The organism is Cupriavidus sp. FW305-F7 (genome assembly GCF_058782875.1).
In genome coordinates, this window is sequence record NZ_JBYSYC010000013.1 from 64,190 (window position 1) to 82,476 (window position 18,287).

The 18,287-nt window shown below is 66.9% G+C and carries 14 protein-coding genes; 12 read left to right on the forward strand and 2 right to left on the reverse strand.

Annotated features, from left to right (window positions below; genetic code table 11):
- Positions 1-283 precede the first annotated feature (283 nt).
- On the reverse strand, positions 284-1,186 hold the full coding sequence (locus AC3WL8_RS14395) for a LysR family transcriptional regulator (RefSeq protein ID WP_013956618.1): 903 nt from the start codon (positions 1,184-1,186) through the stop codon (positions 284-286).
- A 114-nt stretch (positions 1,187-1,300) separates the two neighbouring features.
- Here AC3WL8_RS14395 and AC3WL8_RS14400 point away from each other — a divergent pair, with 114 nt between their 5' ends.
- From AC3WL8_RS14400 to AC3WL8_RS14425, 6 genes are all read left to right on the forward strand, one after another.
- A complete protein-coding gene (locus tag AC3WL8_RS14400) occupies positions 1,301-2,554 on the forward strand; it encodes an aromatic ring-hydroxylating dioxygenase subunit alpha (RefSeq protein WP_492378368.1) in 1,254 nt (417 codons plus the stop codon).
- Positions 2,555-2,558: 4 nt separating this feature from the next.
- On the forward strand, positions 2,559-3,029 hold the full coding sequence (locus AC3WL8_RS14405; protein WP_013956616.1) for an aromatic-ring-hydroxylating dioxygenase subunit beta: 471 nt from the start codon (positions 2,559-2,561) through the stop codon (positions 3,027-3,029).
- 19 nt (positions 3,030-3,048) lie between these two features.
- Positions 3,049-3,363: a non-heme iron oxygenase ferredoxin subunit gene (locus AC3WL8_RS14410; RefSeq protein ID WP_013956615.1), complete on the forward strand. Its 315-nt coding sequence runs from the start codon at positions 3,049-3,051 to the stop codon at positions 3,361-3,363.
- A gap of 31 nt (positions 3,364-3,394) precedes the next feature.
- The gene (locus AC3WL8_RS14415; protein WP_153954804.1) at positions 3,395-4,648 is read left to right on the forward strand and encodes an NAD(P)/FAD-dependent oxidoreductase; all 1,254 of its coding nucleotides are present in this window, start codon (positions 3,395-3,397) and stop codon (positions 4,646-4,648) included.
- A 39-nt stretch (positions 4,649-4,687) separates the two neighbouring features.
- The gene (locus AC3WL8_RS14420) at positions 4,688-6,064 is read left to right on the forward strand and encodes an MFS transporter (RefSeq protein WP_153954805.1); all 1,377 of its coding nucleotides are present in this window, start codon (positions 4,688-4,690) and stop codon (positions 6,062-6,064) included.
- A 141-nt stretch (positions 6,065-6,205) separates the two neighbouring features.
- On the forward strand, positions 6,206-6,457 hold the full coding sequence (locus AC3WL8_RS14425; RefSeq protein WP_013956612.1) for a hypothetical protein: 252 nt from the start codon (positions 6,206-6,208) through the stop codon (positions 6,455-6,457).
- Positions 6,458-6,515: 58 nt separating this feature from the next.
- On the opposite strand, the gene AC3WL8_RS14430 is transcribed toward AC3WL8_RS14425, so the two are convergent.
- The gene (locus tag AC3WL8_RS14430) at positions 6,516-7,361 is read right to left on the reverse strand and encodes a class II glutamine amidotransferase (RefSeq protein WP_013956611.1); all 846 of its coding nucleotides are present in this window, start codon (positions 7,359-7,361) and stop codon (positions 6,516-6,518) included.
- Between the two features lie 327 nt (positions 7,362-7,688).
- On the opposite strand from AC3WL8_RS14430, the gene rpoD reads away from it, so the two are divergent.
- The 6 genes from rpoD (at position 7,689) to AC3WL8_RS14460 (ending at position 18,272) form a co-directional block, all read left to right on the forward strand.
- Positions 7,689-9,659 carry an RNA polymerase sigma factor RpoD gene (gene rpoD / locus AC3WL8_RS14435; protein WP_153954806.1) on the forward strand — a complete coding sequence of 657 codons (1,971 nt, stop codon included), beginning with the start codon at positions 7,689-7,691 and terminating at the stop codon, positions 9,657-9,659.
- Positions 9,660-9,715: 56 nt separating this feature from the next.
- Positions 9,716-10,294: a DUF2760 domain-containing protein gene (locus tag AC3WL8_RS14440; RefSeq protein ID WP_153954807.1), complete on the forward strand. Its 579-nt coding sequence runs from the start codon at positions 9,716-9,718 to the stop codon at positions 10,292-10,294.
- Positions 10,294-12,141: an Hsp70 family protein gene (locus AC3WL8_RS14445; protein ID WP_492378369.1), complete on the forward strand. Its 1,848-nt coding sequence runs from the start codon at positions 10,294-10,296 to the stop codon at positions 12,139-12,141. Before AC3WL8_RS14440 ends, AC3WL8_RS14445 begins: the two co-directional genes overlap by 1 nt.
- Positions 12,116-14,944 carry an Hsp70 family protein gene (locus AC3WL8_RS14450; RefSeq protein WP_492378370.1) on the forward strand — a complete coding sequence of 943 codons (2,829 nt, stop codon included), beginning with the start codon at positions 12,116-12,118 and terminating at the stop codon, positions 14,942-14,944. The genes AC3WL8_RS14445 and AC3WL8_RS14450 overlap by 26 nt, the downstream gene beginning before the upstream one ends.
- Positions 14,945-15,016: 72 nt before the next feature.
- Positions 15,017-15,796, forward strand: coding sequence for a protein-L-isoaspartate(D-aspartate) O-methyltransferase (locus AC3WL8_RS14455; protein WP_013956606.1), 780 nt, complete (start codon positions 15,017-15,019; stop codon positions 15,794-15,796).
- Between the two features lie 25 nt (positions 15,797-15,821).
- On the forward strand, positions 15,822-18,272 hold the full coding sequence (locus tag AC3WL8_RS14460) for a spermine/spermidine synthase domain-containing protein (RefSeq protein ID WP_013956605.1): 2,451 nt from the start codon (positions 15,822-15,824) through the stop codon (positions 18,270-18,272).
- Positions 18,273-18,287 lie beyond the last annotated feature (15 nt).

Genomic DNA, 18,287 nt, shown 5'->3' on the forward strand with positions numbered 1-18,287 from the left:
GGATTGGTTTTCGGCTGGAACTGCCGAAGGTGATGCGCCGCTACGGCAAGGTGTGGAAGGGGTAGGCCGTCACATGCGTCTCCTTGTGGATAAGGCCTCGCTTGAATGCTTCAAGTCGGCGCCATTTTTGAGTCTTGCTTTTGAGCCAAGAATAAGGTGGCGGACAATGAGCATCAATTAAGGTGCGAGGGCAATCCTTACGGAGACCGGAATAGCATCGGGAGCGCCAGACGGATCACAGTACATCGGTGGCAAGGCAGGCGCGCCAGGCCGGGACCATTGCCTAATCCGAAAACAAGCCGACGAACTGGTCGCGCAGCCACTGATTCGCCGGATCGCGATGATACCGGGCATGCCAGAACAGGTTGATCTGGATTTCCGGCAACGCGAACGGATGCTTGACGTACCTGAGCCCGAAGTACTTGGCGCATCGCTCCGCAAACGTCCAGGTCACCGTGGCTACCAGGTCGGTGGTGGCAATGATGTCCGCCAGTGCGACGAAATGGGGGACACGCAGCCGGATCTTCCGCTGCACGCCGTGCTGGGCGAGGATCTCGTCGACCCGGGCATGCCCCGTCCCCGCCGCCGTGACCACGATGTGCTCTGCCGCTTCGAAGTCGCGCATGCTGACCGTCTTCTTGTCCATGGCATGACCGGGCCGGAACAGGCAAACGTATTGCTGGCGAAATAGCCGCCGCTGAAAGAACGCAGTGCCGAGTTCAGGAAGATGGCCAACCGCCAGGTCGATCTTTCCCTGGCTCATCTCCGCCGCCAGGTCCACTGCCGTATTGCGCACGGTCGTCACCGTGACGCCCGGGGCGCGATCGCCAAGCGCGCCCATCAACGGCGGGATGAAGTACACCTCGCCGATATCCGTCATGGCGATGCGGAAGGCGCGCGCGCTGCGCAGCGGATCGAACGACACCTTGTGGCTGAGCGCCGCCTGCAGCGACTCCAGCGCATAGGCAACCGGTTCCGCCAGTTCCTCTGCAAGGGGTGTCGGCAGCATGCCCTTGCTGCTTCGCACAAACAGCGGGTCACCGAACAAGGTGCGCAAGCGGGCCAGCGCGTTGCTGACCGCGGGCTGGCTGAGATTCAGGGTCTTAGCGGCACCGGAAACGGTGCCCTGCCGCAGCAGGTTATCGAACACGACCAGCAGGTTCAGATCGACGTCCTTGAGCTCCATCGCGCCGCCTCTTATTGATTTGGTGAATATTTACTATAGCCAGGATTCTATTGGTTAATTTTCCTCCGTGCACCATGATCCTTCCCAGACGAAGAGACATAGCCGGAGACAAGCATGGCAATCGACTCCCAACAAGCCGGCCCGGTCTGGGCCGACGACAGCATCAGCCGCATCCCGTTCCGCGTGTATACGGATGCGCAGCTATACCAGCGTGAACTCGAACGCTGCTTCTACCGCGGTCACTGGAACTACGTCGGGCTCGAGGCGGAGATCCCGAATCCCGGCGATTTCAAGCGCACCACGCTTGGCGAGCGCTCCGTGATCCTGGTGCGCGACCAGGACGGCGAGATCAACGTCGTCGAAAACGTGTGCGCCCATCGCGGCATGAAGTTCTGCCGGGAGCGCAGCGGCAACCGCAAGGATTTCCATTGCCCCTACCACCAATGGAACTATGACCTGAAGGGCAACCTGCAAGGCGTGCCCCTGCGTCGCGGGGTCAAGCAGGACGGCAAGGTCAACGGCGGCATGCCCGCCGACTTCAAGCCGCAGGAGCACGGGCTCACGCAACTGAAGGTCGCGACGCGTGGTGGGGTCGTGTTTGCCTCGTTCGACCATGAGGCTCCCTCACTCGAGGAATACCTCGGGCCGGACATCCTCGGCTACTTCGACCGGCTCTTCAATGGCCGCAAGCTGAAGGTCCTCGGCTACAACAAGCAGCGCATTCCGGGCAACTGGAAGCTCATGCAGGAGAACATCAAGGACCCCTACCACCCCGGCCTGCTGCATACCTGGTTTGTCACATTCGGCCTCTGGCGCGCCGACAACAAGGCACGCCTCGTGATGGACCCGCACTTCCGGCATGCCGCGATGGTGTCGACCCGCGGCCAGGGCGGCAAGAGCGACGTGACCTCCGGTGTGTCCAGCTTCAAGGACCAGATGGCGCTGCACGACGACCGCATCCTCGACATCGTCCACGAGCCGTGGTGGGGAGAGCCGACCGCCGTGATGATGACGGTGTTCCCGAGCGTGATCTTCCAGCAGCAGGTCAACTCGGTGTCCACGCGCCATATCCAGCCCCATGGGCCGGATTCCTTCGATTTCGTCTGGACGCATTTCGGCTTCGAGGACGACACCGAGGAGATGACGCGGCGCCGCCTGCGCCAGGCGAATCTCTTCGGCCCCGCCGGCTTCGTGTCGGCCGACGACGGCGAAGCCATCGAATGCTCGCAGGAAGGCTTCTCCCAGAAGCCCTGGCATCGCGTGCTCGCCGAACTGGGCGGCAAGACCGCGGAGAACACGGACCACATGGTGACCGAGACCCTGATCCGCGGCATGTACGCCTACTGGCGCAAGGTGACGGAGGTCTGATGCCATGAACTTCACTGACTACTACGCCCTGCTCTCCCTGCTCGCCGACTACACCAGCGCCGTGGACAACGGCGACTGGGACCGCTGGCCCGAGTTCTTCACCGAAGACTGCCTCTACCGGGTCCAGCCCCGCGAGAACCACGAGCGTGGCTTGCCGCTGGCGACGCTCTCGCTCGAAAGCAAGGGCATGCTCAAGGACCGCATCTACGGTATTCGCGACACCCTGTTCCACGATCCCTACTACCAGCGCCACATCGTCGGCGCGCCACTGATCAGGGAGGCCGACGGCGACAGGGTCGTGGCCGAGACCAACTACGCGGTGCTGCGCACCAAGCCGGACCAGATGACCGATGTCTACAACGTAGGCCGCTACCTCGACATCATCGTCCGGACGCCGGCGGGCTTGCGCTTCGCCTCGCGCATCTGCGTATTCGATAGCGAGATGATCCCCAACTCGCTGATCTACCCAATCTAGTCTCTATCAGGAGTCATTCATGACCGAAAGCTGGATCGAGGCAGCGCTGCTGTCCGACGTCCCGCAGGACGATGTCATCGCCGTGGCCGTGCAAGGCCAGGAGATCGCCTTGTACGGCGTGGACGGCGACGTCTACGCGACCGACAACATCTGCACGCATGGCCATGCGCGCCTGTGCGAAGGCTTCCTGGAGGGACATGAGATCGAGTGCCCGCTCCACCAGGGCAGGTTCGATATCCGCAGCGGCGCTGCGAAGTGCGCCCCGCTGACCGAGAACATTCGTACCTACCCGGTTCGGATCGACGGCGACAAGGTGTACCTCGACCTCGGCTGAGAGGCCGCGTCACCAACCAGAGGAGACAGGCATGGATTCCAAGCGCTCAGACACCGCGACTGCCCTAGCGCCAACCGCCACCATCGTCATCATCGGTGCCGGCCAGGCTGGCGGCTGGGCCGCCCAGACGCTGCGCAACGAGGGCTTCACCGGCCGGCTCGTGCTGATCGGCGACGAGGCCCATCCACCGCATGAGCGGCCGCCCTTGTCCAAGGCCGTGCTGGCCGGCGAGGCCGCGCCCGCCAGCACGTGGCTGCTCAAGCCCGAGGCGTTCGCAGCGCTTGGGCTGGAGTGGTGGCTGGACACGCGGGTCACCCGCATAGACCGGGCCGCCAAGCGCCTGGAGACAGCCAATGGAGAGCTGCTGTCTTACGACAAGCTGATCCTGTGCACCGGCGGCAGGGCCCGCGCGCTCACCGTCCCGGGCGTCGACACGGCTGCCGTGCATACATTGCGCACGATTGGCGATGCCCTGGCCCTGGCACCGGCGTTGCGGCCCGAGCGCAGCATCGTGGTGATCGGCGGTGGCTGGATCGGACTCGAAGTCGCGGCCACGGCGCGCCGCAAAGGTGCCGACGTGACCGTGCTCGAAGCGCAGAGCCGGCTGTGCGAGCGCACCGTGCCGCCGGAAGTCTCTGAACACCTGCTCGGGCTGCATGCCTCGCATGGCACCCGTGTCATGCTCGGCGCCAACATCGCCGGCATCGCCCCCGGTACCGGCGGCCGGTCCGTCGTGACGCTGGCCGATGGCAGCACGCTGGCTTGCCACGCCATCGTTGCGGGTGTCGGTCTCGTGCCGAACGACGAGCTTGCCCGGGAAGCCGGGTTGGAGTGCGACGGCGGCGTGGTCGTCGACGCAGGTTGCCGCACCTCCGACCCCGACATCTTCGCCGCGGGCGACGTCGCGGTCACGCCCAACCCGTGGGCCGGCCGGCGCCTGCGGCTGGAATCCTGGCAGAACGCCCAGGAACAGGGCATTGCCGCCGCGCGCGCGGCGCTCGGTCTCGCGGTCGACTATCAGCCGCTGCCGTGGTTCTGGTCAGACCAGTACGGCATGAACCTGCAGATCCATGGCATCCCCCTTCCCTCGCACCGCGTGGTGGCACGCGGCACGCCCGGCGCGGACAGCTTCGTGCTGTTCTACCTCGACGGCGATGTGGTCAAGGCCGCGCTCGGGTCCAACGCCGCGCGCGACCTGCGCTTCGCGCGCCGCCACATCGAGCTGTGCAAGCCGGTCGATGCCAGCCGCCTTGCCGACCCGAGCGTGCCGATGTCCAGGCAGTAAGCCCAACCATAAGAACAGACCGACCGGAGACAAGCCCTCATGCAGCAAATCGATATCCACAAGCTGGCCGACGCCGCCCGCTTCAACCGCTTCCATGCGCTCGTGCTGTTCTGGTGCGCACTCATCATCATCTTCGACGGCTATGACCTCGCGGTCGTGGGTATCGCGCTGCCTTCGATCATGAAGGACCTTGGCGTCGCCCCGACCCAGGCGGGGCTCATGGTCAGTTCCGCGCTGTTCGGCATGGTATTTGGCGCGATCTTCCTCGGCACCATTGCAGACAGGATCGGCCGCCGCTGGACAATCGCGATATGCGTGGCCCTGTTCAGCGTCTTCACCGCCGCGGCCGGACTGGTCAAGGACCCGCTGCTGTTCAGCATGGCCCGCTTCCTGGCCGGGCTCGGCATCGGTGGCGTGATGCCGAATGTGGTCGCGCAAATGACCGAGTACGCGCCGAAGAAGATCCGGGCGACCCTGGTCACCGTGATGTTCAGCGGCTATGCCGTGGGCGGGATCCTGGCGGCGCTCCTCGGCAAGAGCCTGATCGAGGCCTACGGCTGGCAGTCGGTTTTCCTGGCGGCCGGCCTGCCTGTGCTCCTCATTCCTGTCATTCTCAGGTCGCTGCCCGAATCGATGCCCTTCCTGCTGGCCAGGGGCGATGACGAAGCGTTGCGGCGCATCGTCTCCAAGCTTGCACCGGAGCAACGGTGGTCGGCCACCGACCGCTTCGCCGTGCCGGCGCAGGACAAGGCGGCCAGCGCACCGATCCGGCACCTGTTCCACGAGGGCCGTGGCTTCAGCACCATCATGTTCTGGATCGCGTTCTTCATGTGCCTGTTCATGGTGTACGCGCTCAGTTCATGGCTGACCAGGCTGATGGCGGGCGCCGGTTACAGCCTGGGTTCCGCGCTGACGTTCGTGCTGGTCCTCAACCTCGGCGCGATGATCGGCGCCGTGGGTGGCGGCTGGCTCGCCGACCGATACCACATCAAGTACGTGCTCGCCGCCATGTACGCGCTGGCCGCGGTTTCGATCACGCTGCTCGGATTCAGGATGCCGACTGAGCTGCTATTCGTCGTGGTGGGCTTGGCCGGTGCGTCGACGATCGGCACGCAGATCGTCGCCAATGCCTACACCGGGCAGTTCTACCCGACCGCCATCCGCTCCACCGGTCTTGGATGGGCCCTGGGCATCGGCCGCAGCGGGGCGATCCTCGCGCCAATCGTCATCGGGGTACTCGTCGCCATGGAGCTCCCGCTGCAGCAGAACTTCATCGCGATCGCCATTCCGGCCGTGATTGGCATGGGCGCGGTCCTGCTGATCGATCACAGGCGGTCAGCATCGGCCCACTACGGCGAAATGAGCGCCGGGCTGCCTGCGGCGCCGGTCAGCCTGTCCATCGCGGACCGGAACTGATTCCCCCAGGCCGGCGCGGCCCGGCGAGCAGACGCTTCGGGGGACAGACACGGGCACGGCTAGAATATAGTCATGGGAACCACGTCGGGATCACTTTCAGGCCCCGACCCCGGTTCAGTCAGAATCGAAGAGGTTGTCACGATGAAGGCAAGAGCCTCGATCATTGCATTCGTATTGGTGACCCTGGCCACCCCGATGGCGCACGCGAGCGTGGCCGAGGACGCGCGCGGGTTCAAGAACGGCGTCAAGTCGGCTGGCAAGCAGGCCGGGCATGCGGTGCGCGACGGCGCGCATGCCATTGGCCGCGGCGCAAAGGCGGCCGGCCATGCGATTGCCGATACCACCAAACAGGGCTATCACGCGACCAAGAAGGCCGTGAGCGGTCACGAGTAAGGACAACTTATCCTGCGGAGAGCCGGATCCTGCCGCGCTCCCTTACGCCCTTATGCCCTCAGGCCGACTGGGAAGGCAGCCGCGGCACGAAGCAGCTGCGCTCGATCTCGCCACCCCGGGCCACCAGGATGGTCGCCTCAGGAATCTCCTCCCATACCCCCTGCACCTCGATCAGCGGCTCGGACAGTACCAGGAAGGCATTGTCGCCGGCGGCGATGATGCGCGGATCGTCCGGGTAAAGCGCGCGCAATTGCCGGAACGAGGTGCTGTGGAACAGTGAGCGCGAGGCCGCCTCGCTCGAATAGCGCACCGCCACGATCTGCTGGCCGTCGGTCACGCAAACGGTCATGTTGAGCGGAAATTGCACGTCGTAGCGGTGGCCAACGTCCTCGATCAGGCCGGCCATCTGTTCCAGCGCGCCGCCCGGGTCGCGCTCCAGGCCGAAACTCAGGGCCAGGAAGAACATCACCTCGGAATCGGTCGATCCCTCGATCCAGCGGAACAGGTGCGGCGCCACGGCCATCATCAGGTCGCGCCGCACCAGGGGATAGTCGCGGATCAGGCCGTTGTGAACGAACAGCCAGCGGCCGAAGCGGAACGGATGGCAATTGGTCTCCTGCGTCGGGGTGCCGGTGGCTGCGCGCACGTGCGCAACGAAAAGCGGCGCCCTCACCGCCCGCGCCGTCTCGCGCAGGTTGGTGTCGCTCCAGGCCGGGTGCAGGCAGCGGTAGCGGAACGGCACCTCCGAGTGACGTCCGTACCACCCGACGCCGAACCCATCCCCATTGGTCGTGGTATGACCCAGCCGCGAATTCAGGCTCTGGTCGATCAGCGAGTGTTCCGGCTGGAACAGCACCGTTTCCAGCGGAACGGATTTGCCCGAATAAGCCAGCCAGCGGCACATGATGCTCCTCCTTGACCGGTGCTGCCCGGTGGCTTCCGGCCCACACTTCCAGTTGTAGGACGGCAACGCGCGAACGCAAAGCACGCGCTAGCTGTGACGCACCGGCCACCCTCAAACCTGCACCGGGCCCACCCGGATACGGCGAGTTGGCGCTGCAAATCAGCAATGGCTGTAGAATACGCGTCCTCCCCGATTCCAATGGTCACGGCGTCCGATATCGGCCCGCGCCGCACCGGTACCCTCACGAGCCTTGACAGCAGGCCCGATAGCGCACGCACAGCGTGCGCGCTGCTGTCGAAACGCGATTCACGAAGGAAACAGTAGTAAATGACAAGCGGCGCACAACGAACGGCAGCTAAAACACGAGAAGCAGGCGTAGTCAAGGACCTTGGCCAGACCAGCGCAGGGTCAACGGCGCAGCCTGATCCATCGACGGAAGCCGCCGCGCGTAGCCAGCAATTGCGTGCGCTGATCCAGCTGGGCAGGCAGCGCGGCTACCTGACCCACGCAGATATCAGCGACCACCTGCCGGAGAACTTCACGGACACGGCGGCGATGGAGAGCATCGTCAGCACGTTCGCTGAAATGGGCGTGAAGATCTATGAGCAGACGCCGGATGCCGAGACGCTGCTCCTGAGCGACGGCCCGGTGGTGGCCTCGGACGACCAGGCCGATGAGGAGGCCGAGGTAGCGCTTGCGACCGTGGACTCCGAGTTCGGCCGGACCACCGACCCGGTGCGCATGTACATGCGCGAAATGAGCTCGGCAACGCTACTCACGCGCAAGCAGGAAGTCGAGATCGCCAAGCGGATCGAGGAAGGCCTGAACAATATGGTCCATGCCATCTCGGCCTGCCCGTTCACCATCGCCGCGATTCTCGAGCTGTCGGCCAAGGTCGCCAGCAATGAAATCAGCATCGACGACCTGGTCGATGGCCTGAGCGACGAGAGTATTGCCGAAGCAGCCGTGGCGGCGGCAGCTGACGAGACCGACGACAGCGTCGATAGTGCCGACGAGGCCGAAGACGATTCCGAAGACTCCGACGACGAAGGCTCGACCCAGCAAAGCAACGAAAAGGCCCTGGCCCAGCTGCGTGAGGAATGCCTGAAGCGGTTCGGGCGCGTCACCGCGCAATTCGAGCTGATGTGCCAGGAAAGCGCCGCAAATGGCGCGGGCTCGGCAGCCTTCCTGGCCGCAAGGGATGCGGTGCGCGAAGAACTGCGCACGATCCGCTTTACCGCGAAAACCATCGAGCGCCTGTGCGCCAACGTCCAGGCCATGGTCGACGAGGTGCGCACGGTCGAGCGCCAGGTGGTACAGCTGCTGGTCGAGCGCTGCGGCATGGAGCGTGAGGAGGTCATTGCCCGCTTCCCCGGCAATGAAACCAACCTGGCCTGGGGGCAGGAGCTGGTCGCCCAGTCCCGTCCGTACAGCGCGGCGGTCGCGCGGGCCCTGCCGGACCTCGAGGCGCACCAGCAAAAGCTGATCGACATCCAGGCCCGGGCGGCGCTGTCGCTGCCCGACCTGAAGGGCGTCAACCGCAAGATGCTGGCTGCCGAGCGGCAGATGCGCCAGGCCAAGCATGAGATGACGCAGGCCAACCTGCGGCTGGTGATCTCGATTGCCAAGAAGTACACCAACCGCGGGATGCTGTTCCTGGATCTGATCCAGGAAGGCAACATCGGCCTGATGAAGGCGGTCGACAAGTTCGAATACCGCCGCGGCTGGAAATTCTCCACCTACGCGACGTGGTGGGTGCGCCAGGCCGTCACGCGGGCGATCGCCGACCAGGCCCGCACCATCCGCGTCCCGGTACACATGATCGAGCAGATCAACAAGCTCAATCGCCTGTCGCGCGAGATCATGCAGCAGACCGGCAAGGAACCCGATCCGGCGGTGCTGGCCGAGCGCCTGGAGATGACCGAAGACAAGGTTCGCTCGATCATGAAGATCGCGAAAGAACCGGTCTCGATGGAAACCCCGGTTGGCGAGGACGGCGATACCAGCCTGGGCGACATGATTGCCGACTCGGACACGGCCACGCCCGCCGATGCCGCATTGCAGGCGGGCCTGCGTGCCGTCGTGCGGGAGATGCTCGATGAGCTCACGCCCCGTGAAGCCAAGGTGCTGCGGATGCGCTTTGGCATCGACATGTCCACCGACTACACGCTGGAAGAAGTCGGCAAGCAGTTCGATGTCACGCGCGAGCGGATCCGCCAGATTGAAAGCAAGGCAATGAAGAAGCTGAGGCATCCCAGCCGGGCAGACCAGCTGATCACTTACCTGCGTGACGCCTGACACCTGCCGGCAACAGCCGCTTGGTCGACTGACACAGAGCAGACAGGAGCTTTCGGATGACTGACTCGAACCTATCTTTCTTCGGCAGGGTCTCGCTTGCCATGGGCACCTTCTTCGCCGTCCTTGGCAACCGCGAACTCGCAGCCGGCGTCAGGCGCCTGCGTGACGGTGAGGGATTGGCGCCGGCGCCTGTACCGGCACCCGCACCCGCACCCGCCCCGGTGGTGGAAGCTGCCGCACCCGTGCTGAAGGAAGCCAGCCCGGTGGCGGCGCTGCAGTTGCTGGGACTGCTCCAGCGCGACGCACGCTTCATCGACTTCGTCGAGGAAGACATCGCGCGCTATTCCGACACGGAGATCGGTGCCGCCGCCCGCCTGGTGCACGATGGCTGCCGCGGGGTGCTGCGCGAGCACTTCACCATCCGGCCGGTGCGTGAGGAAGCCGAAGGCAGCCGTGTCACGCTGGCCGACGGCTTCGATGCCACCGCCATCCGCCTGACCGGCAACGTGGTGGGCAGCGCGCCGTTCCATGGCAGCATCAGCCACCGCGGCTGGAAGGTCGAGGAAGTCCGCCTGCCGCGTGTGGCCGAACGCCATGACGCCACCGTGATTGCCCCCGCCGAGGTGGAGCTTTGATGAGCGAAGCACGCTATGCCATCGGCATCGACCTGGGCACCACCCATAGCGCGGTCTCCTACGTCGACCTGGCCGCCAGCGATGGCGAGAAGACCAGCCAGCGCGTCCTGCCCATCACGCAGCTGACCGCGCCGGGGGCCATCGAAGACCTGGACCTGCTGCCCTCCTTCCTGTACCTGCCGCACGCCAGCGAACTCGCCCCGGGCGACCTGGCGCTGCCGTGGAACGCCGGGCGCGACTTCGCCGTGGGCGAGCTGGCGCGCAGCCGCGGCGCGGCCACGCCGATCCGCCTGGTGTCGAGCGCGAAGAGCTGGCTGTGCCATCCCGGCATCGACCGCCGCTCGCCGGTCCTGCCCAACGACGCACCGCCCGAGGTGACGCGCGTGTCGCCGCTGGAGGCTTCCGTGCGCTATCTCACGCACCTGCGTGAAGCCTGGGACCAGACCCACCCCGAAGCGCCGTTTGGCGAGCAGGACGTCACCGTGACGATTCCCGCATCGTTCGACCCGGCCGCACGGGAGCTGACGGCCGAGGCGGCCGCCGCGGCCGGGTATGCGCGCATGACCCTGCTCGAGGAACCCCAGGCCGCGCTCTACAGCTGGATCCAGAAAAGCGGCGGCCAGTGGCGCAAGCAGGTAAAGGTCGGCGACATCATCCTCGTCGTCGATGTGGGTGGCGGCACCACCGACCTTTCGCTGATCGCCGTGATCGAGCGCGAAGGCAACCTTGAGCTGCATCGTATCGCGGTCGGCGACCATATCCTGCTCGGCGGCGACAACATGGACCTGGCGCTGGCCCACGTGGTGGCGCGCAAGCTGGCGGCCCAGGGCACGCAGGCCGATCCCTGGCAACTGCGCGCGCTGACCTATGCCTGCCGCGCGGCCAAGGAAACGCTGCTCACCGACCCGGCTACCGATACCGTGCCCCTGGTTGTGCCCAGCCGCGGCTCGAAGCTGATCGGCGGCTCGATCCGCACGGACCTGACCCGCGCCGAGCTGACCCAGACCATCCTGGAAGGCTTCTTCCCGCAAGTCGAGGCCTCGGCCCGCCCGGTGAGCCGGGCACGCGCCGGCCTGACGCAGCTTGGTCTGCCCTATGCGCAGGATGCGGCCATCACGCGGCACCTGGCCGCGTTCCTGGGGCGGCAGGTGGCGGCGCTGGCCGAAATCGAAGGCTTGCAGGGCGCACAGCCGGAAGGCGCGACCTTCCTGCACCCGACCGCCGTCCTCTTCAATGGCGGCGTGTTCAAGTCCGGCCTGCTGGCGGACCGCATCCTGCAGACCCTCAACGGCTGGCTCGCCGCGGAAGGCGCGGCCCCTGCCCGCCTGCTTGACGGCGCGGAGCTGGACCTGGCCGTGGCACGCGGCGCCGCCTATTACGGCTACGTGCGGCGTGGCAAGGGGGTGCGGATTCGTGGCGGCACCGCGCGCGCCTACTATATCGCCGTGGAATCGTCGATGCCCGCCGTGCCCGGCTTCGAACCGCCGATCCAGGCCCTGTGTGTGGCGCCGTTCGGCATGGAGGAAGGCACCGAGGCCGCGCTGCCGCCGCAGGAATTCGGCCTGGTGGTGGGCGAACCCGTGCACTTCCGCTTCTTTGGCTCGTCGGTGCGCCGCCAGGACCAGGTCGGCACCCTGCTGGACTACTGGGGGCCGGAAGAATTGCAGGAGCTGGAAGAAATCCAGGCGACCCTGCCAGCCGAAGGCCGCACCGCAGGCGAAGTGGTACCGGTCAGGCTGCATGCGCGGGTGACCGAGGCCGGCACCCTGGAACTCGAAGCCGTGCCCGGCGGCAGCGCTGAGCGCTGGAAGGTCGAGTTCGATGTGCGCGGCAGCGCCGATGCCTGAGCAAGCGGCCGGGCCGGCGACGAAGCAATACGTCGTCGGCATCGACCTCGGCACCAGCAACATCGTCGTCGCCTACGCGAAGGCCGGATCCGACGATATCCGCGTCTTCGATATCGACCAGCTGGTCAGCCCGGGCGAGGTCGCGGCCCGTCCCCTGCTGCCCTCGGTGCGCTACCACGCGACACCAGGCGAGCTCAGCGGCGACGACCTGCAACTGCCCTGGCAATCCGCCGCCAGCGCCGCCGCGCGCCGGACCGTGTTCGGCCGCCTGGCGGCCACGCTCGGCGCGCAAGTGCCCGGCAGGCTGGTAGCCAGCGCAAAGAGCTGGCTGTCGCATGCTTCGGTCGACCGCACCGCGGCCATCCTGCCATGGGGCGGGGATGACGACCTCGACAAGATCTCGCCGGTGGTCGCCAGCGCCAGCTACCTGGGCTATGTGTGCGCGGCATGGAACCACCGTTTTCCCGATGCCCGGCTCGAGGACCAGGACGTGATCCTCACCGTGCCCGCCTCGTTCGACGAAGGGGCGCGCGCGCTGACGCTGGAGGCGGCGCGCCTGGCCGGGCTGCCCGCCCTGCGCCTGCTCGAAGAGCCGCAAGCCGCGCTCTACGACTGGCTGTTCCATCATCGCCAGACCCTGGACACCGACCTGGCGCAAACCCGCCTGGTGCTGATCTGCGATGTGGGCGGCGGCACCACTGACCTCACCCTGATCCGGGTGGACATGCAGGACGGGCAGCCGCAGCTGACTCGCATCGGCGTGGGCAACCACCTGATGCTCGGCGGCGACAACATGGATCTTGGCCTGGCACATCTGGTCGAGGCGCGCCTCGGGGCCGGCGGGGCCGCGCAGCCGCGGCTGTCGGCAGCCGGCCTGTCGCAGCTGGTCGCGCGCTGCCGTGCCGCCAAGGAACAGCTGCTCGGCGCGCAGGCGCCGGACTCGGTCGCGGTGACGCTGCTGGGCGCGGGCGCCAGGCTGATCGGCGGCGCGCGCTCGGTGGAAGTGACGCGGCAGGAGGTCGAACAGCTTGTCGTCGACGGCTTCTTCCCCAAGGTGCCGGCCAGTGAAAGGCCGGGGCGCGCACGGGGCGCGATTGTCGAGTTCGGCCTGCCATATGCGTCCGACCCCGCCGTTACCCGGCATGTTGCGGCGTTCCTGAGCCAGCACGCTGCGCAGTCGCGGGCGGCACTGGACGCACCACAGGCGCCGGCCGATGCCTTGCCGATGCCCGACACCCTGCTCCTCAACGGCGGCGTATTCCGGGCGCAGGCGCTGGCCGGCCGCATCGCTGACACGCTGGGCACGTGGCGCGGCGCGCCGCTGCAGGTCCTGCACAACGACAATCCCGACGTTGCCGTGGCCCGGGGCGCGGTCGCGTATGCACGGGCACGTGCCGGGCAGGCCCCGCGCATCGGCGGTGGCTCGCCGCGCAGCTACTTTCTGGTTCTCGATGATGGCGCGTCGGGGCAGCAAGGGATCTGCCTGCTGCCGCGCGGCACTGAGGAAGGCCACGAGATCCACCTCAGCGACCGCACCTTCGCCTTGCGGCTCGGCCATCCGGTGCAATTCCACCTGGTGTCCTCCGTCGCCGACACGGCCTATCAGCCCGGTCAACTGACCGACCTGTCGACCGGCGACTTCGTCCGCCTGCCACCGATCGCGACTGTCGTGCAGCCGCGCGGCGCCAGCGGCCCGCGGGAAACGCCGGTGCAGATCACCACCTCGCTGACCGAGGTCGGCACGCTCGAGGTCCACTGCATCAATATTGCGGATGCCTCGCAGCGATGGCGCCTTGAATTCCAGTTGCGCGGCAACGACACCCGGTCGGCAGCACCGGCGCCCGATACGGCACACCCGTCCCTGCCGCAGGCCCTGGAGGCGATCGACCGCACCTTTGGCGCGCGCTCGCAGGACGTCGGTCCCAAGGAAGTCAAGCGGCTGCGTGCGCAGCTGGAACAGCTGCTGGGTGCGCGCGAGCAATGGGACAGCGCCCTGCTGCGCGAGCTGTTCGGCGCCTTCTGGGAGCGCGCCCGGCGCCGGCGCCGCACCGCCGATCATGAACGCCTGTGGCTGAACCTGGCCGGCTATTGCGTGCGCCCGGGGTTCGGCTATCCGCTCGACGAATGGCGCGTCGAGCAGCTCTGGTCGCAGTACGACCAGGGCATCCAGTACGTCAACGAAAGCCAGAACTGGTCGGAGTGGTGGACGCTGTGGCGGCGTGCGGCAGGCGGGCTGGACGAAAGCGCGCAACTGCGCCTGCTGGAAGACATGGCCTTTTACCTGCAGCCGCCCGGCAGCACCCGCTACAAGAAGCCCGCCGGGCCCGCCAGGGGCGGCTATGCCGATATGGTGCGCCTTGCCGGCTCGCTCGAGCGCATTCCCGCCGACGCCAAGATCGAGCTGGCCGAATGGCTGCTGGCCCGGCTGCGCAAGCCATCCGAAAACAGCCAGGGCTGGTGGGCCGTGGGCCGCATCGGCGCGCGCCGGCCGTTCTACGGCAGCGCGCACAGCGTCGTGCCGGCCGGGACAGCCGCCCAATGGGTGGACGCGATCCTGGCCCTCGACTGGAAAAAGGTCGAACCGGCCGCGTTCGCCGCCGTGCAGATCGCACGCATGACCGGCGATCGCAGCCGCGACCTGCCTGACGAGATCCGGGCAACCGTGGTGCGCCGGCTGGAAGCCGCCAACGCGCCGCCAAGCTGGATTGCCATGGTGCGCGAAGTGGTGGAACTCAATACCGCGGACGAGGGGCGGGTGTTTGGGGAGGCGCTGCCCGCCGGCCTCAAGCTAATCGCGGGGTAGCGGACTAGCGCGAAGCGACTGGCAGGAGCCTCTTTTGTCACTTATCTGCGCCAGCCAGACCGATGATCTACGATGACGGTAGGCTCCTTGCCTGCCCCACTCGTGAAGCCGTCAGCGCCCCGCCCACCCTTCCCTATCCCGATTGCCACCATCGCGCTGGCCTTGTTCTGCTCGGCCACCGCCGCCGACGACGCCCTTGCCCCACAGCGCGCCGACATGGTCAGGGAGATCGCCGCGGTCGCGGCAGCGGCCGCCGCCCAGAGCGGGAGGCATGCCATCGACCCGCGCGTCATGGCCGTGATGGGCCAAGTGCCTCGCCACGAGTTTGTTCCGGACGAGCAGAAGCAGCACGCCTATGAGAACCGGCCGCTGCCGATTGGCCATGGCCAGACCATTTCGCAGCCGTATATCGTCGCCCTGATGACCGACCTGATGATGGTCAAGCCTGGCGACACCGTACTGGAGATCGGCACCGGCTCCGGCTACCAGGCCGCGGTGCTGACCGGGCTGGCACGCGCGGTTTACACCATCGAGATCATCGAGCCACTGGGACGCCAGGCCTGCGACCGCCTGAAGCGGCTGGCCTACCGGCAGGTGGCGTGCAAGGTGGGCGACGGCTACTACGGCTGGGACGAGCACGCGCCCTTTGACGCCATCGTCGTCACCGCGGCGGCCAGCCATGTGCCGCCGCCGCTGATCCGGCAACTGAAGCCAGGCGGCCGCATGGTGATCCCGGTGGGCGCCCAGTTCCTGACGCAGTACCTGCTGCTGGTAGAAAAGTCCGCGGACGGCACCGTTTCCACCAGGCAGATCCTGCCGGTCAGGTTCGTGCCGCTGGTTGGCAAGCACTGAGGCATCAGCCCTGCCAGCTGACGCCATGCCACGTCCCCCGCTGTTCGCCCTGGCCTTGCTCTCTGCCGCCGCGCTGGGCTACGAGATCCTGCTGATGCGGCTGCTTTCCATCATCCAGTGGCATCACTTCGCCTACATGATGATCAGCGTGGCACTGCTGGGCTATGGCGCGGCGGGTGCGCTGGTGGCGCTGGCGCAGCGAACGCTGCTCCGCCATTTTGTCCCCGTGTTCGCGGGCGGAGCCCTGCTGTTCGGCGTCAGCGCGATGGCCTGCTTCGCCCTGGCCCAGCACGTGGCGTTCAATCCCCTGGAGATCCTGTGGGAGCCTTCGCAGCCGCTGCGCCTGTTGCTGATCTACCTGCTGCTATTCGTTCCGTTCTTTTGCGCCGCCACCAGTATCTGCCTGAGCTTTTCCCGCTTCACCGAGCAGGTTCCCCGCATCTACAGCTTCGATATCCTTGGCGCCGGGCTGGGCTGCCTGGGCATCATCGTGGCGCTGTTCGCGCTGCACCCGGTCGACGCCCTGCGGCTGGTCGGTACGGCAGGCATGGCGGCGGCGGCGCTGGCATGCGTGGAATGCCGCTGGCATCGGCCCTGGCTGCCGGCGCTCCTGCTGTTGGCGGCAATCGTGCCGGCCGGCGTGCCAGGTGACTGGATTGCGCTGCGGCCGTCCGAGTACAAAGAGCTGAGCCAGGCCCTGCGCATCGGCAACGCGCGCGTGGTGGCGCAGCGCTCCAGTCCGCTTGGCCTGGTCACGGTGGTCGAGAGCCCTTCGATCCCGTTGCGGCACGCGCCTGGGCTGAGCCTGAATGCCAGCCAGGAGCCGCCAGCGCAACTGGCCGTGTTTACCGATGGCGACGGGCTCAGTGCGCTCAACCGCTATGACGGCCGGCGCGAACCGCTGGCCTACCTGGGCGACCTCACCTCTGCCCTGCCTTACCACCTGCTGCGCGATCCGAAGGTGCTGGTGCTGGGCAGCGGTGCGGGGGCGGACGTCTTGCAGGCGGTCTATCACCACGCCAGCGCGGTCGATGCCGTGGAATTGAATCCGCAGGTGATCGACCTGGTGCAGGGCCGCTTCGCCGCGTTTTCCGGAAAGCCGTACAGTGCGGCCGGCGTCCGTGTCTTTACCGGCGAGGCGCGCGGATTCCTGGCGGCCAGCACGGCACGCTACGACCTCATCCAGGTGGCCCTGCTGGATTCATTCAGCACCTCATCGGCCGGACTGTACGCGCTCTCCGAAAGCTATCTCTATACCGTGGAGGCCTTCCAGGGCTACCTGCGCCATCTTCGGCCCGGCGGCCTGCTTGCGATCACGCGCTGGGTCACGCTGCCGCCGCGCGACATACCCAAACTGCTCGCCACCGCCGTGGCCGCCATGGAAGGCGCTGGCGTGCCCGAGCCATCCCGGCGGCTGGCGCTGGTCCGTGGCTGGAAGACGGCCACGCTGGTGGTCAAGAACGGGGAATTCAGTGCCGCGGACCTTGCCGCCGTCGTCGGCTTCTGCCGCGCCCGTTCCTTCGACGTCGAGTACTTTCCCGGCATCCAGCCCGGCCAGGCGAATCGCTACAACGTGCTGGATCAGCCCTACTTCTTCGACGCCGCGCAAGCCCTGCTCGGCCCCGAGCGCGGCCGCTTCCTGTCCCGCTACAAATTCGATGTGCGGCCCGCCACCGACGACAGGCCGTACTTCTTCCATTTCTTCAAATGGCGCACGCTGCCTGAACTGCTGTCGCTCAAGGCGCAGGGCGGCCTGCCCTTGCTGGAATGGGGCTATCCGGTGCTGGTGGCCACGCTGCTGCAGGCCACCGCCCTGGCCTTGCTGCTGATCGTGGTCCCGCTCTGGATCCTGCGGCGGCGCCCCCGGCCGCAGCCCGCCGCGGGGCCTGGCGGCAATGGCGCTGCCGTGCGACGGTTGCCCGAATGGCGAGCCGGCTTCTACTTCCTGGCGGTCGGCCTCGGCTTCATGTTCGTGGAGATCGCCTTTATCCAGAAATTCATCCTGTTCCTGAGCCACCCGCTCTATGCGGTCGCGGTGGTGCTGTGCGCCTTTCTCTGCTTTGCGGGACTGGGCAGCCGATACGCCCAGCGCATGCCCGCGCGCGCTGGCGATGACCGCGGCAGGCGGCAGGCGGCGCTGGCCGTCAGCGGCATCTGCGTGGCCGCGCTGGTCTACCTGGTGGCGCTGCCGACGGTGTTCAGGCTGCTGATCGGGTTGCCGGACCCGGCCAGGATAGGTGTCTCCGTGCTGCTGATCGCGCCGCTGGCGTTCCTGATGGGAATGCCGTTCCCGCTCGGCCTGGCCCGGGTCGCGGCCCGCGACGAAACGCTGGTGCCCTGGGCATGGGGCATCAACGCCTGCGCCTCGGTGGTGGCGGCGGTCCTTGCCACGCTGGTCGCGATCCACGTCGGATTCACCGCGGTGGTGCTGGTGGCGCTGCTCCTGTACGCTGCTGCGGCGCTTGCGTGCCCATGAACCAGGGGCCGGGAT

Bases quoted from the DNA above. Each gene is read 5' to 3' on its own strand.
- AC3WL8_RS14415 (WP_153954804.1), top strand. From the start codon at position 3,395: ATGGATTCCAAGCGCTCAGACACCGCGACTGCCCTAGCGCCAACCGCC.
- AC3WL8_RS14400 (WP_492378368.1), top strand. From the start codon at position 1,301: ATGGCAATCGACTCCCAACAAGCCGGCCCGGTCTGGGCCGACGACAGC.
- AC3WL8_RS14445 (WP_492378369.1), top strand. From the start codon at position 10,294: ATGAGCGAAGCACGCTATGCCATCGGCATCGACCTGGGCACCACCCAT.
- AC3WL8_RS14450 (WP_492378370.1), top strand. From the start codon at position 12,116: ATGTGCGCGGCAGCGCCGATGCCTGAGCAAGCGGCCGGGCCGGCGACG.
- AC3WL8_RS14405 (WP_013956616.1), top strand. From the start codon at position 2,559: ATGAACTTCACTGACTACTACGCCCTGCTCTCCCTGCTCGCCGACTAC.
- AC3WL8_RS14440 (WP_153954807.1), top strand. From the start codon at position 9,716: ATGACTGACTCGAACCTATCTTTCTTCGGCAGGGTCTCGCTTGCCATG.
- AC3WL8_RS14425 (WP_013956612.1), top strand. From the start codon at position 6,206: ATGAAGGCAAGAGCCTCGATCATTGCATTCGTATTGGTGACCCTGGCC.
- AC3WL8_RS14460 (WP_013956605.1), top strand. From the start codon at position 15,822: ATGCCACGTCCCCCGCTGTTCGCCCTGGCCTTGCTCTCTGCCGCCGCG.
- AC3WL8_RS14430 (WP_013956611.1), bottom strand. From the start codon at position 7,361: ATGTGCCGCTGGCTGGCTTATTCGGGCAAATCCGTTCCGCTGGAAACG.
- AC3WL8_RS14455 (WP_013956606.1), top strand. From the start codon at position 15,017: ATGACGGTAGGCTCCTTGCCTGCCCCACTCGTGAAGCCGTCAGCGCCC.
- rpoD (WP_153954806.1), top strand. From the start codon at position 7,689: ATGACAAGCGGCGCACAACGAACGGCAGCTAAAACACGAGAAGCAGGC.
- AC3WL8_RS14395 (WP_013956618.1), bottom strand. From the start codon at position 1,186: ATGGAGCTCAAGGACGTCGATCTGAACCTGCTGGTCGTGTTCGATAAC.
- AC3WL8_RS14410 (WP_013956615.1), top strand. From the start codon at position 3,049: ATGACCGAAAGCTGGATCGAGGCAGCGCTGCTGTCCGACGTCCCGCAG.
- AC3WL8_RS14420 (WP_153954805.1), top strand. From the start codon at position 4,688: ATGCAGCAAATCGATATCCACAAGCTGGCCGACGCCGCCCGCTTCAAC.